Annotated in this window: 11 protein-coding genes; 6 read left to right on the top strand and 5 right to left on the bottom strand. The window is 69.8% G+C overall.

What is annotated here, in order from left to right:
* Positions 1-26: 26 nt before the first annotated feature.
* The gene (locus ACIOMQ_RS13250; protein WP_402188972.1) at positions 27-980 is read right to left on the bottom strand and encodes a metal ABC transporter substrate-binding protein; all 954 of its coding nucleotides are present in this window, start codon (positions 978-980) and stop codon (positions 27-29) included.
* Between the two features lie 209 nt (positions 981-1,189).
* Between ACIOMQ_RS13250 and ACIOMQ_RS13245 the strand changes: the two genes are divergently transcribed.
* Positions 1,190-2,572, top strand: a complete 1,383-nt coding sequence (locus tag ACIOMQ_RS13245; protein WP_362194234.1) for a glycine--tRNA ligase — start codon at positions 1,190-1,192, stop codon at positions 2,570-2,572.
* 130 nt (positions 2,573-2,702) lie between these two features.
* Positions 2,703-2,906: a hypothetical protein gene (locus ACIOMQ_RS13240; RefSeq protein ID WP_362194237.1), complete on the top strand. Its 204-nt coding sequence runs from the start codon at positions 2,703-2,705 to the stop codon at positions 2,904-2,906.
* 39 nt (positions 2,907-2,945) lie between these two features.
* Here the strand turns inward: ACIOMQ_RS13240 and ACIOMQ_RS13235 are convergent, their stop codons facing one another.
* Both ACIOMQ_RS13235 and ACIOMQ_RS13230 read right to left on the bottom strand, forming a co-directional pair.
* Complete coding sequence (locus ACIOMQ_RS13235; RefSeq protein WP_362194240.1) at positions 2,946-3,530, bottom strand: TetR family transcriptional regulator; 585 nt, start codon at positions 3,528-3,530, stop codon at positions 2,946-2,948.
* Positions 3,531-3,608: 78 nt separating this feature from the next.
* Positions 3,609-4,619: an aldo/keto reductase gene (locus tag ACIOMQ_RS13230; protein ID WP_401264025.1), complete on the bottom strand. Its 1,011-nt coding sequence runs from the start codon at positions 4,617-4,619 to the stop codon at positions 3,609-3,611.
* Positions 4,620-4,921: 302 nt separating this feature from the next.
* Here ACIOMQ_RS13230 and ACIOMQ_RS13225 point away from each other — a divergent pair, with 302 nt between their 5' ends.
* Entirely contained in the window at positions 4,922-5,191 is a 270-nt protein-coding gene (locus ACIOMQ_RS13225) for a DUF6243 family protein (RefSeq protein WP_362194246.1), read from the top strand.
* A gap of 92 nt (positions 5,192-5,283) precedes the next feature.
* On the opposite strand, the gene ACIOMQ_RS13220 is transcribed toward ACIOMQ_RS13225, so the two are convergent.
* Entirely contained in the window at positions 5,284-6,753 is a 1,470-nt protein-coding gene (locus tag ACIOMQ_RS13220) for an MFS transporter (protein ID WP_401264022.1), read from the bottom strand.
* Between the two features lie 101 nt (positions 6,754-6,854).
* Between ACIOMQ_RS13220 and ACIOMQ_RS13215 the strand changes: the two genes are divergently transcribed.
* Positions 6,855-7,910 carry a helix-turn-helix domain-containing protein gene (locus ACIOMQ_RS13215; RefSeq protein ID WP_362194249.1) on the top strand — a complete coding sequence of 352 codons (1,056 nt, stop codon included), beginning with the start codon at positions 6,855-6,857 and terminating at the stop codon, positions 7,908-7,910.
* On the opposite strand, the gene ACIOMQ_RS13210 is transcribed toward ACIOMQ_RS13215, so the two are convergent.
* Positions 7,883-9,367 carry an MFS transporter gene (locus tag ACIOMQ_RS13210; protein ID WP_401264020.1) on the bottom strand — a complete coding sequence of 495 codons (1,485 nt, stop codon included), beginning with the start codon at positions 9,365-9,367 and terminating at the stop codon, positions 7,883-7,885. The genes ACIOMQ_RS13215 and ACIOMQ_RS13210 overlap by 28 nt on opposite strands.
* 96 nt (positions 9,368-9,463) lie before the next feature.
* On the opposite strand from ACIOMQ_RS13210, the gene dusB reads away from it, so the two are divergent.
* Both dusB and ppdK read left to right on the top strand, forming a co-directional pair.
* Positions 9,464-10,675: a tRNA dihydrouridine synthase DusB gene (gene dusB, locus ACIOMQ_RS13205; RefSeq protein WP_402127589.1), complete on the top strand. Its 1,212-nt coding sequence runs from the start codon at positions 9,464-9,466 to the stop codon at positions 10,673-10,675.
* A gap of 764 nt (positions 10,676-11,439) precedes the next feature.
* Positions 11,440-14,187, top strand: a complete 2,748-nt coding sequence (ppdK, locus tag ACIOMQ_RS13200; RefSeq protein ID WP_401986314.1) for a pyruvate, phosphate dikinase — start codon at positions 11,440-11,442, stop codon at positions 14,185-14,187.
* Positions 14,188-14,387: the final 200 nt, after the last annotated feature.

The following is a 14,387-nucleotide window of genomic DNA, read 5'->3' as shown; positions in this document are numbered from 1 at the left end:
TGCTGCTGTGGCGGGTGGTTCGTGGGTCACTTCGCGCCGAGTGCCTTCTGCAGGGCCGCGAGGTTGGACTGCATGACTTCGATGTAGTCAGCGCCCTCGGACTTGTCCGTGATTCCCTCCAGCGGGTCCAGGACGCCGGTCTTCAGGCCGGTGTCCCGGGCGAGGGTCTTCGCGGTCTTGTCGCTGGCGAGCGTCTCGAAGAATACGGTGGAGACCTTGTTCTTCTCCGCGATGGTGTGGATCTCCTTGATCCGGGCGGGGCTGGGCTCGGCCTCGGGGTCGACGCCGGCGATGCCCTCCTGGGTGAGGCCGTAGCGCTCGGCGAGGTACCCGAAGGCGGAGTGGGTGGTGATGAACGTCTTGGCGGCGGTGTTCTTCAGCCCGTTCACGTACGCCGTGTTCAGGCCGTCGAGCCTGGTGACCAGCGTGTCCGTGTTCTTGCGGTAGTCCGCGGCGTGGTCGGGGTCGGTCTTCTCCAGGGCCTTCCCGACGCCCTTGGCGACCTCGGCGTACTTCACCGGGTCCAGCCAGATGTGGGGGTCGGCCCCGGCCTCGTCGCCGTGGTGCTCGTGACCGTGCTCGCCGGCGCCGGTCTCGGTGCCGTGGTCCTCCAGCGTGGTGAGCTTCGAGGCGTCGACGACGTCCTTCGAGCCGGACTGCTCGATGGCGTCGTCGACGGCGGGCTGGATGCCCTTGAGGTAGACGATGCAGTCGGCGTCGGAGAGTCCGCCGATCTGCCGCGGGCTGAGCTCCAGGTCGTGCGGCTCGACGCCCGGCTTGGTCAGGGTGGTGACGGAGACGTGCTTCCCGCCGATCTGCTCGGCCAGGAACTGCATCGGATAGAACGAGGCCACCACGTTCAGCTTGTCGCCGTTCTTGTGGCCGGCGGCGTCCGAGGCGGAGCAGGCGGTGAGGGCGGTGAGGCCGAGGGCGGCTGCTCCGGCGACGGCGGCGGTGGGTATGAGGCGGCTTACGTTCATGACAGTCATTTTCAACAAAACTGGAAACGATTGTCAACAAGGCTGATGAGATGACCGCGCGGCCATCCGCGCCGATACCGATTTGATCGAAGGGGCGTGCCCGCCGGTAATCTGAAGCATTCGCCCGCCCGTCTCCCGACCACCACCCCCCCACCGAGGCGCTTCGCGCCACCCCTGTCCAATTTCGCCGTCGTAATGAAGAGAGCACCGTGGCCGCCGACAAGATCGACTCCATCGTCAGCCTGAGCAAGCGCCGTGGCTTCGTCTATCCCTGCAGTGAGATCTACGGTGGCCAGCGCGCCGCCTGGGACTACGGGCCGCTGGGCGTCGAGATGAAGGAGAACCTCAAGCGCCAGTGGTGGCGCTACATGGTCACCTCGCGCGAGGACGTGGTCGGACTCGACTCGTCGGTCATCCTGGCCCCCGAGGTGTGGGTCGCCTCCGGTCACGTCGCCACGTTCACCGACCCGCTGACCGAGTGCACCTCCTGCCACAAGCGCTTCCGCGCCGACCACCTGGAGGAGGCGTACGAGGAGAAGCACGGCCACGCGCCCACGAACGGCCTGACCGAGCTCAACTGCCCGAACTGCGGCAACAAGGGCACCTTCACCGAGCCCAAGCAGTTCTCGGGTCTGCTCTCCACCCACCTCGGCCCGACCCAGGACTCCGGCTCGGTCGCCTACCTGCGCCCCGAGACCGCGCAGGGCATCTTCACCAACTTCGGCCAGGTGCAGCAGACGTCGCGCAAGAAGCCGCCGTTCGGTATCGCCCAGATGGGCAAGTCCTTCCGGAACGAGATCACTCCGGGCAACTTCATCTTCCGTACCCGCGAGTTCGAGCAGATGGAGATGGAGTTCTTCGTCAAGCCGGGCGAGGACGAGGAGTGGCAGCAGTACTGGATGGACCAGCGCTGGAACTGGTACACGGACCTCGGCATGCGCGAGGAGAACATGCGCTGGTACGAGCACCCGGCGGAGAAGCTCTCGCACTACTCCAAGCGCACCGCCGACATCGAGTACCGCTTCCGCTTCGGCGGCAGTGAGTGGGGCGAGCTGGAGGGCGTCGCCAACCGCACGGACTACGACCTCAAGGCGCACTCCAAGGCCTCGGGCACGGACCTGTCCTTCTTCGACCAGGAGGCCGGCGAGCGCTGGACTCCGTACGTCATCGAGCCGGCGGCCGGTGTCGGCCGCGCGATGCTCGCCTTCCTCCTCGACGCCTACATCGAGGACGAGGCGCCCAACGCCAAGGGCGTCATGGAGAAGCGCACCGTGATGCGTCTCGACCCGCGCCTCGCGCCGGTCAAGGTCGCCGTCCTGCCGCTGTCCCGCAACCCGCAGCTGTCGCCGAAGGCCAAGGGCCTCGCCACCGACCTGCGGAAGAACTGGAACATCGAGTTCGACGACGCGGGCGCCATCGGCCGCCGCTACCGCCGCCAGGACGAGATCGGTACGCCGTTCTGCGTCACCGTCGACTTCGACACCCTCGACGACAACGCGGTGACCGTGCGTGAGCGCGACACCATGAAGCAGGAGCGCGTCTCCCTGGACCAGATCCAGGCCTACCTCGGCGCCCGGCTGCTGGGCTGCTGACCACCGCGGTTTCCCGGCGAGGCCCCCGGTTCCCCGTACCCCGTACGGAACCGGGGGCTTCGTTGCACACTGGGCGCACGCGCCCATGCGCCCATGCGCCCGCGCGCCCATGCGTCGACAGGAGGCTCGGATGCCGTCCATGACCACGAGCAAGGTCAGCAGATGGGACCAGCACGGCCGTGAACACATCGTCCATGTGCGGAAGTCGGGAACGCAGCGGCAGCTGAGCTGCGACACCTGCGACTGGCGCAAGGGCGTGCAGTTCCTGCCCTGGCTCAAGGCCGAGGAACACCTCGCCGAGGCCCACCGGGCAACGGTCGACCCGACCGCCTGAGCGGGCCGCCCGCGCCCACTCCCGTCGTGCGCCGGGCCGTTACGCGCGCAGGCCGCGCAGCAGCAGGTCCGATACGGCGGTGAACTCGGCCGAGATGGCGGGGCTCTGCCACTGCGCCGCGTACGCCGGGTCGTGGAAGCGCGCCGTCGCGTCGAAGACCGCCTGCGCGGCGACCGCCGGATCGTCCACGGCGAACTCTCCGCTGCGCACGCCCTCCTCGACGATCTCCCGCAGCTGGCCGACCAGTTCGCGGATGTGGTCCTCGACGACCGTGCTTTCACCGATCAGGACGCTGTAGGTGGCGAACAACTCGGGGTCGTCACCCGCCTTGTGGCGCTTGGCCTCGAACAGCGTCGCCAGCCAGTGCCGCAGCTTCTCCGGGGCGGGCTCCGCCGAGGCGGTGAGGATCTCCGTGAGGGCCGCCTCCGTCCGGGTCAGCCAGCGGCCGGTCACGGCCTCGCGCAGGGCGGCCTTCGTGCGGAAGTGGCGGTAGACGCTGCCGTGGCTGACACCGAGTGCACGGGCCACGTCGACGACTGTCGCCTTGGCGGGGCCGTAGCGGCGCAGCACGTCCTCGGTGGCTTCGAGGATGCGCTCGGGGGTCAGCGGGTCGGGCGGCGTCATGGTGTGGGTACTGCCTTTCGGGGCGTTGTTCGTGGAGCTGCCCGGTGGGGGCGGGCCCCTGATGACCGTACCCGGAGGTCAGCGCTCACTGTCGAGGCTGCTCATCTGGCTCTGCGGGTAGCGCTCACCGGCGGCCGCTCCCGCCGGGACGGCCGCCTCGATCGCGGCGAGGTCCGCCGTGTCCAGCGTGATGTCCAGGGCGCCCAGGGATTCGGTGAGCCGGTCGCGGCGGCGGGCACCGACGAGCGGCACGATGTCCGTACCCCGGGCAAGGACCCAGGCGATGGCGATCTGCGCGACCGTGACGCCCTTCTGCTCGGCGATCTTGCGCAAGGCGTCGACCAGGTCGAGGTTGTGCTGGAGGTTCCCCTCCTGGAAGCGGGGGCTCACGGCCCGGAAGTCGCCCGGGGCCCACTGCCGGTCCCTGGTGAAGTGGCCGCTGATCAGGCCGCGGGAGAGCACCCCGTACGCCGTGATGCCGATGCCCAGCTCGCGGCAGACGGGCAGGATCTCCGCCTCGATGCCGCGGGAGATCAGCGAGTACTCGATCTGCAGATCGGAGATCGGGGCCACGGCCGCCGCCCGCCGGATGGTGGCGGCGCCGACCTCGGAGAGACCGATGTGGCGGACATGGCCGGCCTCGACCAGCTCGGCGATGGCGCCGATGGTCTCCTCCACGGGGACATCGGGATCGACGCGGGCGATCCGGTAGATGTCGATGTGGTCGGTGCCGAGGCGCTGGAGTGAGTACGCGGCGAAGTTCTTGACCGCGGCCGGGCGGCCGTCGTACCCGGAGAAGGCGCCCTCGACCGTGCGCAGCGCGCCGAACTTCACGCTGGTCAGGGCCTGTTCGCGGGCGGCAGTGGGGGCGGTGCGCAGCGCCTCGTTGATCAGCAGCTCGTTGTGGCCCATGCCGTAGAAGTCGCCGGTGTCCAGCAGGGTGATGCCCGCGTCGAGCGCGGAGTGAATGGTGGCGATCGACTCGGTGCGGTCACTCTCGCCGTACAGCGCGGACATGCCCATGCAGCCGAGGCCAAGTGCGGAGACCTGGGGGCCGGTCGAGCCGAGCGTGCGGGTGGGGGTCGTCATGTGGAGCTCCCGAGGTGGAAGGGGTGCAGGGCGCAGGACCCGGGTGGTGGTGTGAGCCTGCATCGCAACCATGACACGACGGATGACAGATTTCAATATCTGTCAGTCCATTGTTGTGGCGCCTCGCCCGGGCGGGCAGGAAATCGGGTGCCGGGCCCGTTCCGGCCGGGGTACGGTTCACGCATGTCTTCGTTCTTCCAGATCTACGAGTGAGAGCGCGGCGGGCTCGACCACCCGCCGCCCATCGGACCGATTTCCAGGTCGTCCCCGACCTCATTTCTCACCACGAATGGGAGAACGCCGTGGCCAAGAGCCGCAACAACCTCCTCGGTGTGGGCGGACAGCGCAAGAAGCTGTCCCGCGCCGAACAGCAGGGCGCGGGCCCCGCGCGCGATGCCGACCGCAAGGCGGCAGCCGACCAGAAGCAGGAGCTGCTGCGCAAGATGCGTGAGCGTGCGCAGTCGGAACCCGCCTCCGCGCAGGCGACCCCGTCCGCCGCGCGGAACGAGCCGTCCTCGGACGACCCGGCACAGCCGGGCGCGACCGGGCAGGACGGCCCGGCGCAGAGCTGACACCTCCTCATCACCCGTACGACCGTGGGCCCGGATCACCTTGGAGTGATCCGGGCCCACGCCCATGTCCGCGCCCCCTCGCCGTTCCGCGCTCACGCCACCGTGCGCGGCAGCCGCAGGCTCAGCAGCGTCGTCAGCGCCACTGCCGCCAGTTGCACCAGCAGCGTCACGGCCAGCGCGTCCCGCATCCCCGAACCCGGGACGAGGGAGAGGAACAGCGTGCCGAGTGTGGCCACGCCCAGCGCCAGCGCCGCCTGCTGAGTCGTCGTCATCACCCCGCCGCCCACACCGGCACGCGCGGCCGGTACGTCGGAGAGCACGATGCGGAACAGGACGGGCAGTTGCAGCCCCTGCCCGAACCCCGCGATCGCGACCCCCGGCATCAGCCCCAGCGGCCCGAGGCCGGACCACGAGCGCCACACCGTGAGCGCCAGCACCAGGACGCCCGCCCCCTGGATCAGCCCGCCGGCCGTCACGACCCGGCTGCCGTAGCGCAGGATCAGCCGCGGACCCGCCAGCGACGCCACGAAGAAGGCCACCGCCATCGGGGCCAACGAGAGACCCGCCGCCGCCGGGCCCAGCTCCAGGCCCTGCTGCAACGCCACCGCGATCACGAACATGAAACCGCCGAAACCGATGGAGAACGGCACCACCAGCACCAGTCCGCGCCGCAGCGAGTCCAGCCGCAGCAGGCTCGGCGGCACCAACGGGGCCTGCCCGAGCCGGTCGGCCCGCTGCTCGACCCGGTAGAAGGCGTACGCGGCGCACGGGAACAGCGCCAGAGAGACCCAGGTCCACACCGGCCAGCCCGCGGCGCGCCCCTCCGTCAGCGGAGCGAGCAGCGTCACCAGCGACGCGGTCAGCAGCAGAGTGCCCGGTACGTCGATCGGCGCGGGCCGCTCCGAGCGGGTCTCCGGTACGGCGCGGGCGGCCAGGACCAGCCCCACCGCAGCCACCGGAACGTTCACCAGGAAGACCGAGCGCCAGCCCGCGCTCTCGCCGAACACCGACGACAGCGGCGCGGCGGCGACCAGCACCCCGCCGAGGATCTGGCCCGCGACCATGGAGAGCCCGGCCGTCGCCCCGTACAGGCTCAGAGCCCGGGCCCGCCGGTGTCCGGACGTGGCCGCCTGAATCGTGGCGAGCACCTGCGGCAGCATCAGCGCCGCCGCCGCCCCCTGCGCCACCCGCGCCCCGACGAGTGTCCAGGCGTCCGGCGCGAGCCCGCAGGCGAGCGAGGTGATCCCGAAGGCGGCGATACCCACCAGGAAGAGCCGGCGCCGGCCGGCCATGTCGCCGAGCCGGCCGCCGAGGACGAGCAGGACGGCGTAGGCGAGGCCGTAACCCGCGACGACCAGTTCGAGCAGGGCGGGGCCCGCGTCCAGATCGTGGTCGATCGTCGGCAGGGCGACATTCACGATGAAGAAGTCGATGAGCGGCAGCGCGGCGCCGAGGAGCACGGTGAACAGACCGAGTGTGCCGAGCACCGGAGCGGAGTGGTCGTGCCGCACCACTCGGGCGGTGGGGGCGGATGCTTTCGTCCGTACAGTTGATTCACTCACGCCACCGAGAATCGCCGTCTTCTCAGCCTGGTACCAGAGTGTCTTTATCCTGGTACAGGTAGCACCTGGCAGAGCACCGGGCCGTTCGGCACGCTGGAGGTATGACGACGATGGTGAGTGAGTTGCCCGACGTACGCGCGGTGCCACCCGCTGCGGGCGCAGGCGGGATGCCACCGGCTCCCGACGTACGCGAGGTGCCACCGCCTCCGGGCGTGCGCGAGGTGCCACTGGCTCCCGCCGTGTACGAGGTGCCCGGAACACCGGGCTCCGCCGTACGTGAGGTGTCCGGGGCGCCGGCTGCCGAGAGCGCCGGGCCCTCCGAGTCCGACGTCCGGCGGCACGAACTCGCGGACTTCCTGCGCAGCCGCCGCGAGCGGATCACCCCCGAGCAGGTCGGGCTGGTACGCGGTAGCCGCCGGCGCACGCCCGGCCTGCGCCGCGAGGAGGTCGCCCAGCTCTCCGCCGTCGGCGTCACCTGGTACACCTGGCTGGAACAGGCCCGCGACATCCAGGTCTCGCCCCAGGTGCTCGACGCACTCGCCCGCGCCCTGCTGCTCGACCGCAGCGAGCGCAGCCATCTCTTCTCGCTCGCCGGTGCCGTCGATCCGTCGCCCGGCGCGGACTGCCCGAGCGTCACCCCGGCGCTGCGCGAGATGCTGCGGCAGCTCGACCCCGTCCCGGCCTGCATCCAGAACAGCCGGTACGACATCCTGGCGTACAACCGCACCTACGGGCGGCTGCTCTGCGACCTGGACGCCGTCGATCCGGACGACCGGAACTGCATGATCCTCTCCTACACCAACCCGGAGTGGCGCTCCGCCGTCGTCGACCTCCCGGAGATGAACCGGCTGATGGCCGCCAAGTTCCGCGCGGCAATGGCCGGACATCTGGCCGAGCCCGCCTGGAAGGCGCTCCTCGGGCGGCTGGAAGCGGCCTCGCCGGAGTTCCGGGAGATCTGGGCGCGGCACGAGGTGGTGGGCCCCGGCGGCCGGACCAAGCTCTTCCGCAACGGCCATGTCGGACTGCTCCGCCTCGACCACACCGACCTGTGGCTCGGCCCGTCGGCCGGGCCGCGGATGGTGACGTACACCCCCGCCGACGAGGAGACCCGGCAGCGGCTGTTCCGCCTTCAGGCCCTGGAGCTCGCCGACGCCTGATCCCCGGCCGGGGCACCTGCCGTCGCCTCCAGGCGTTCCGCCGTCCGGCGCGCCGTCTTCCGCGCCCATCGCCCGCTGGTCAGCGTGCCCACCAGCAGGACGCACAGCCCGCATCCGGCGATGATCCACCAGGCGGGCTTGCTCGCGTCCACGAACGCGGCGGCGTACCCGGCGCCGCGCGGGGACCCGGTACCGGCCACGCCCGCCGCCAGCACCGCACCGATCACGGCGACCCCGAGCGTCCCGCCGACCTGTCGGCTGGTCGAGGCGACCGCCGCCGCCACACCGGCCTGCGAGCGCGGCATCCCGGAGACGGCCGTGTTGGTGATCGGCGCGTTCACCATGCCGAAGCCGAGGCCGAACAGCACGTAGCCGGTGAACAGCAGGACGTTGTCCGTCTCCGCGTCGAACGCGGCGAACAGCAGCCCGCACGCCGTCATGGCCACGCCCGCCACGAGCAGCGACAGCCGCGGCCCCCGGCTGCCGACCAGCCGCCCGGACAGCGGTGCGCAGACGAAGGTCAGGGCCGCCATCGGCAGCATGTACAGACCGGCGTGCAGCGCGCTCAGACCACGCACGTTCTGCAGGTACAGCGTGTTGAGGAAGAGGAACCCGCTCAGCGCGGCGAAGGCGCTGACCGCGATGGCGGTGGCCCCGCTGAACGGGGCGCTGCGGAAGAACCGCAGGTCGATGAGGGGCTCGGCGCGCCTGGGCTCGTACAGCAGCAGCCCGACGACCGCGCAGGCGGCGAGCGCGGCGAACGTCAGGATGCGTGCCGAGGTCCAGCCCGCCGAGGGTGCCTCGATGATCGCGTACGTCAGTGAACCGAGCAGTGCGATCACCAGCAGCTGCCCCACGGGGTCGGGGCGGCGCGGCTTCGGCGCGCGGGACTCGGGGACGTAGCGCCAGGTGAGCAGCAGCGCGACGAGACCGACCGGCAGATTGATCCAGAAGATCGACCGCCAGCCCACCGAGTCCACCAGAAGGCCGCCGACCACGGGTCCCGCCGCCATGGAGATGCCGACGACCCCGCCCCACACCCCGATGGCGCGGGCCCGCTCGCGCGGGTCGGTGAAGGTGTTGGTGATGATCGACATCGCGACGGGGTTGAGCATCGAACCGCCCACCGCCTGCACCATCCGGAACGCCACCAGCGACTCCAGGTTCGGCGCCAGGGAGCAGAGCACCGAGCCGAGGGTGAAGAGGACGAGCCCGATCTTGAAGACCTTCCGGCGCCCGATCCGGTCGGCGGTGGAGCCCGCGAGCATCAGCAGCGAGGCGAGGACAAGGGTGTAGGCGTCGATCGTCCACTGCATGCCCGCGACGGTGGCGTGCAGTTCCTTCTGGATGGAGGGCAGGGCGACGTTGAGGACCGTGTTGTCGAGACTGACGATCAGCAGGCTCATACAGCAGATCGCCAGAACCAGTTGACGTCGGCGGGGGCTCAGCTCAGGCATATATGGATAGTACGGTTAACTAATGAATTGCGCTGCCGGTCCGGCCCTCGCCCGGTGCGAGAAGGGCCGCTGCGCGCCGTACGCGACAATGGAGCAATGACCACGCTCGCCCCCTCGCTCCCGCAGCTCCGGATCGGCCCGTACACGGTGCAGCCGCCCGTGGTGCTCGCCCCCATGGCCGGCATCACCAATGCCCCGTTCCGCACCCTGTGCCGGGAGTTCTCCGGTGGCAAGGGGCTGTTCGTCAGCGAGATGATCACCACCCGGGCGCTGGTCGAGCGCAACGAGAAGACCATGCAGCTCATCCACTTCGACGCGACCGAGACCCCGCGCTCGATCCAGCTGTACGGAGTGGACCCGGTCACGGTCGGCAAGGCCGTCCGCATGATCGTGGACGAGGACCTCGCCGACCACATCGACCTGAATTTCGGCTGCCCGGTCCCCAAGGTGACCCGCAAGGGCGGCGGCTCGGCGCTCCCTTACAAGCGGCCGCTGCTGCGCGCGATCCTCCACCAGGCGGTCTCCAACGCGGGTGACCTCCCGGTCACGATCAAGATGCGCAAGGGCATCGACGACGACCACATCACCTATCTGGACGCGGGCCGGATCGCAGTCGAGGAGGGCGTCACGGCCGTCGCCCTGCACGGCAGGACGGCCGCTCAGCACTACGGCGGCACCGCCGACTGGGACGCCATCGCCCGCCTCAAGGAGCACGTCCCGGAGATTCCCGTCCTCGGCAACGGCGACATCTGGTGTGCGGACGACGCCCGCCGGATGATGCGCGAGACCGGCTGCGACGGCGTGGTCGTGGGGCGCGGCTGCCTGGGCCGTCCCTGGCTCTTCGGCGACCTGGTGAGGGCCTTCGAGGGTACGGAGCCGGGGCCGGCGCCGGCCCCCGGTGGAAACCCGGCGACCGCCCCCGGTCCGGGCGGGTCCCGTGCCGGGGCGGCCCCCGGTCTGCGCGAGGTCGCCGGCGTCATGCTCCGGCACGCGACGCTCCTGGGGGAGTGGATCGGTGACGAGACCCGGGGTGTGATCGACTTCCGCAAGCATGTCGCCTGGTACCTCAAGGGCTTCTCGGTCGGCTCGGAGATGCGCAAGAAACTGGCGATCACCTCGTCGCTGGAGGAGCTGGGCGGGCAGTTGCAGGAGCTGGACCTGGACCAGCCGTGGCCGGACGGCGCGGACGGGCCCCGCGGGCGCACCTCGGGCAACAACCGGGTGGTCCTGCCGGACGGCTGGCTGAAGGACCCGTACGACTGCGCGGGCGTGAGCGCGGACGCGGAGCTGGACACGTCGGGCGGCTGAGGAAGGGCTGACCCCGCCCCCGAGAGTGCTTCCGGGGCCCCGAAGAGCCTGTGCGGGCTCCCCCCGGGGCCCCTTTTTCGCGCCCTCCGCCCCTGGGCCCCCTCTCCCGCCCCCGGGGCCTCCGCCCCTCCGGACCCTTCTCGTGCCCCGGCCCCCGGGCCATCGGGTCCGCTCCGCCTCCGTGGCACTTCAGGGGCGCACCACCTCACAGGCACCGCGTGCCGCTCCGCATGCCCCGCTCATCTGAGCGCAAAATCTGGCCGGATTCGGCGAGATCCAGCCGCGGATCGGTCTCGAAGAATCCCCATCGCGCCTCGCCAACCCCATCTGTTCACGCTTGGCTGCGTCTCTATGACCAGTGAGTGACCGGGAGGCGCCGGTCGTGCGTCCGGATGGTGACATCTGAGCGCTGTTCGTAAAGTGATTCTCGCCACCCTGAGGACTGGGGTGCTCAGATGAGCGCAATTTCGAGGGCTGCATTTCTCAAATGGTGGCACTGGGTGCCAATGGGCTCTACTTTGATCGATCGACGCTTCCACTGCCCTGTGTGACCGATTGGCGGGATATCGGTTGCATTGAGTGTTTATTCATTCAAGAAGTGAAGGCATCCCTCTGGTCGAGGGACAGGGCATGTCACTTTCGATCTGCTGGCGGACGGGTGGTTGACGCCTCATGACGCACAAGTGGACGTACCCAGACACCTTCGATCTGGGTATGTTCCTCGCCGTCAGGGCAGCCACCGCGTCCTCGAGGAGTCGAGACCCGTGTCGGAAAACAAAGATCCCCACGTATCCACCCCGGAATCCCGGGAGGCCCAGGGCCAGAAGTTCGTTTACGACTTCACCGAGGGCAACAAGGATCTGAAGGACCTCCTCGGCGGGAAGGGTGCCAACCTCGCCGAGATGACCAATCTCGGACTCCCCGTCCCGCCGGGATTCACCATCACCACCGAGGCGTGCAAGGTCTACCTCGACAGCGGCGAGGAGCCGGCGGAGCTCCGGGACGAGGTCAGTGCGCATCTCGACGCCCTTGAGGCGCGGATGGGCAAGAAGCTCGGCCAGGCGGACGACCCGCTGCTGGTCTCGGTCCGCTCCGGCGCGAAGTTCTCGATGCCCGGCATGATGGACACGGTCCTCAACATCGGCCTCTCCGACGAGTCCGTGGCCGGTCTCGCCGTCCAGGCGGGCGACGAGCGGTTCGCGTGGGACTCCTACCGCCGCCTCATCCAGATGTTCGGCAAGACCGTCCTCGGCGTCGACGGCGACCTCTTCGAGGAGGCGCTGGAGTCGGCGAAGGAGGCCAAGGGCGTCACCGTCGACGTGGATCTCGACGCGGCCGACCTGAAGAAGCTGGTCAAGCAGTTCAAGAAGATCGTCTCGCGGGACGCCGGACGTGACTTCCCGCAGGACCCGCGCGACCAGATGGACCTGGCCATAAAGGCCGTCTTCGACTCGTGGAACACCGACCGGGCCAAGCTCTACCGCCGCCAGGAGCGCATCCCCGGCGACCTCGGCACGGCCGTCAACATCTGCTCGATGGTCTTCGGCAACCTCGGCCCCGACTCCGGCACGGGTGTCGCGTTCACCCGCGACCCCGCCAGCGGCCACCAGGGCGTCTACGGCGACTACCTGCAGAACGCGCAGGGCGAGGACGTCGTCGCCGGTATCCGCAACACCGTGCCGCTCGCCGAGCTGGAGTCGATCGACAAGAAGTCGTACGACCAGCTGATGCAGATCATGAAAACCCTCGAAACGCACTACAAGGACCTGTGCGACATCGAGTTCACCATCGAGCGCGGCCAGCTGTGGATGCTCCAGACCCGGGTCGGCAAGCGCACCGCCGGTGCCGCCTTCCGGATCGCCACCCAGCTCGTCGACCAGGGCCTGATCGACGAGGCCGAGGCGCTTCAGCGGGTCAACGGGGCGCAGCTGGCGCAGCTGATGTTCCCGCGCTTCGACGACGAAGCGAATACGGAGCTGCTCGGTCGCGGTATCGCCGCCTCGCCGGGCGCCGCGGTCGGCAAGGCCGTCTTCGACTCGTACACCGCGGTGAAGTGGTCGCGGTCCGGCGAGAAGGTCATCCTCATCCGCCGCGAGACCAACCCCGACGACCTCGACGGCATGATCGCGGCCGAGGGCATCCTGACCTCGCGCGGCGGGAAGACCTCGCACGCCGCCGTCGTCGCCCGCGGCATGGGCAAGACCTGTGTCTGCGGCGCCGAGGAGCTCGAAGTCGACACCAAGCGCCGCCGGATGACGGTGGACGGCCGGGTCATCGAGGAGGGGGACGTCGTCTCCATCGACGGCTCCACCGGCAAGGTGTACGTCGGCGAGGTCCCCGTCGTGCCGTCCCCGGTCGTCGAGTACTTCGAGGGCCGGATGCACGCGGGCGCCGACGACGCCGACGAGCTGGTGGCCGCCGTGCACCGGATCATGGCGTACGCGGACCGGGTGCGCCGGCTGCGGGTGCGGGCCAACGCCGACAACGCCGAGGACGCGCTGCGGGCCCGCCGCTTCGGCGCCCAGGGCATCGGCCTGTGCCGTACCGAGCACATGTTCCTCGGCGAGCGCCGCGAGATGGTCGAGAAGCTGATCCTCGCCCACACCGACGCGGAGCGCGAGACCGCGCTGGAGGAGCTGCTCCCGCTCCAGAAGGCGGACTTCATCGAGCTGTTCGAGGCGATGGACGGACTGCCCGTCACCGTACGGCTGCTCGACCCGCCGCTGCACGAGTTCCTGCCCGACATCACCGAGCTCTCGGTCCGGGTCGCGCTCGCCGAGTCCCGCAAGGACGCCAACGAGAACGACCTGCGCCTGCTCCAGGCCGTGCACAAGCTGCACGAGCAGAATCCGATGCTCGGTCTGCGCGGGGTCCGTCTCGGTCTCGTCATCCCCGGCCTGTTCGCCATGCAGGTACGGGCGATCGCCGAGGCCGCGGCCGAACGCAGGAACGCCAAGGGCGACCCGCGCGTCGAGATCATGATTCCGCTGGTCGGCACGGTCCAGGAGCTGGAGATCGTCCGCGAGGAGGCCGACCGGGTCATCGCCGACGTCGAGGCCGCCACCGGCACCCGGCTGAAGCTGACCATCGGCACGATGATCGAGCTGCCGCGCGCCGCGCTGACCGCCGGTCAGATCGCCGAGGCCGCACAGTTCTTCTCCTTCGGCACGAACGACCTGACCCAGACGGTGTGGGGCTTCTCCCGTGACGACGTGGAGGCCTCGTTCTTCACCGCGTACCTGGAGAAGGGGATCTTCGGGGTGTCGCCGTTCGAGACGATCGACAAGGACGGTGTCGGTTCGCTGGTCCGCAGCGCCGTCGCGGCCGGCCGGGCCACCCGTCCGGACCTGAAGCTCGGCGTCTGCGGCGAGCACGGCGGCGACCCGGAGTCGGTGCACTTCTTCCACGAGGTGGGTCTGGACTACGTGTCCTGCTCTCCGTTCCGCATCCCCGTCGCCCGCCTGGAGGCGGGCCGGGCGGCGGCGGACTCGACGGGCAGCGACAGCCGCTGATCCGGCACCCGATCCCCTGACCCGGAGCCGTCGCCGGCTCACCCGTACCCTCATCGGTCCGGCGGCGGCTCCGGAACCACCGGAGGCGGTGGCACCCTGTGCGGGGGTGCCGCCGCCTCGTTCCGTTCTGGGGAAAAGGTTGTTCGACGCTGTTCCTTTTCTCGTTCGATACGCAACGTTCGTTCGATACGCAAAGACCT

The organism is Streptomyces sp. NPDC087845 (genome assembly GCF_044742755.1).
Taxonomy (GTDB): Bacteria; Actinomycetota; Actinomycetes; order Streptomycetales; family Streptomycetaceae; genus Streptomyces.
Note: the sequence above shows the minus strand (reverse complement) of the source record. Positions and strands in the feature narration are given on the sequence as shown.